The following is a 1,003-nucleotide window of genomic DNA, read 5'->3' on the forward strand; positions in this document are numbered from 1 at the left end:
ACCGCTTATCTTCACGCCATTGCGCTTCCACGACGCGACCAGAAGCTCGGCGCGATAGGATTCGACCGAAATCAACCCGTGCTCCTCGGCCAGTGCCGCACGCTGTGCGGCATCGGCTTCGATAACCAGCGGCAGGCCCTTTTGCGGCAGGCGCGTGATGTTTGCACGGAAGGAGACCGGGCTTTGCGGGTCCACATGCTTCATTGTTCAACCTCCTTGGCGGCGGGAAAGGTCAGCGTGCCGGAGACAATCGATTCGGATGTCTGCGCGGCCAGATGATTGCGCGCGTCGGTAACATAGTTGGCCAGCAGCGATGCCTCCAGCCAGGCGCCCGCGTCGGGCCGGACATTGCGGGCAAGAGCCGCGGTCAGCGCTTCATGGTCGTTTCTTTCCAGGGCATCGTCATAGGCAGCGGTTCGGCCATAAAACATCTTTGCCAGCTTTTTCATGCGTTTGGGCACGCCAACGTCGCCAATGCCCAATTCCCGCAACGAATGGTCGACGTCGAGGAAGAACTCGTCGATCAGCACCTGGGCGACCTCTTGCGCCGCACCGCTCTCACCGCGCAACCTGTGCTGGAACAGGAACATGTGCAGCGACAGCATCTCGAAACGGCCAAGCGGCGTGTCTGGCACATTCCAGTGGGAATAAAACACCGTCTGCCGCGCCGCCGCCACGATTTGTGCGTAAAGCGCCTCGGTGATAGCGCGGTTGGCGTAGCGTTCGCGGCCAAAAAAGCGCTGGAACATTGGGGATGGTCTCCTGGGGACCGTTTGTTGAAGTGGGCTTGTTGCATCGGCAAGCAAGCTGGTTTACCGGTTTCGCGGCCCAGCGCAAGTTGCGGCCAGCTAATGGAGTTGTTGTTGCGCGCGCTGAATTTCAAGTCGACCTTCTCGTCCAGGCCCGCCGGCGCGATCTCGCTGCTGATGATCGTTTCGGCACTATCGGCCTGCCACACCTCCAAGATGATCGGCGACCTCAGCCCGAGTGAGACGCTGACGCA

The 1,003-nt window shown here is 60.7% G+C and carries 1 protein-coding gene and 1 pseudogene; both read right to left on the bottom strand.

The window, feature by feature from the left end:
• Positions 1 to 204: pseudogene (locus EN991_RS37690) on the bottom strand (DUF177 domain-containing protein); the annotation flags it as partial.
• Entirely contained in the window at positions 201 to 749 is a 549-nt protein-coding gene (locus EN991_RS37695) for a ubiquinol-cytochrome C chaperone family protein (RefSeq protein WP_063167769.1), read from the bottom strand. The gene EN991_RS37695 and the pseudogene EN991_RS37690, both read right to left, overlap by 4 nt.
• Between the last annotated feature and the right edge of the window lie 254 nt (positions 750 to 1,003).

It is taken from the genome of Mesorhizobium sp. M7A.F.Ca.US.005.03.2.1 (assembly GCF_003997795.1).
Classification (GTDB): Bacteria; Pseudomonadota; Alphaproteobacteria; order Rhizobiales; family Rhizobiaceae; genus Mesorhizobium; species Mesorhizobium ciceri.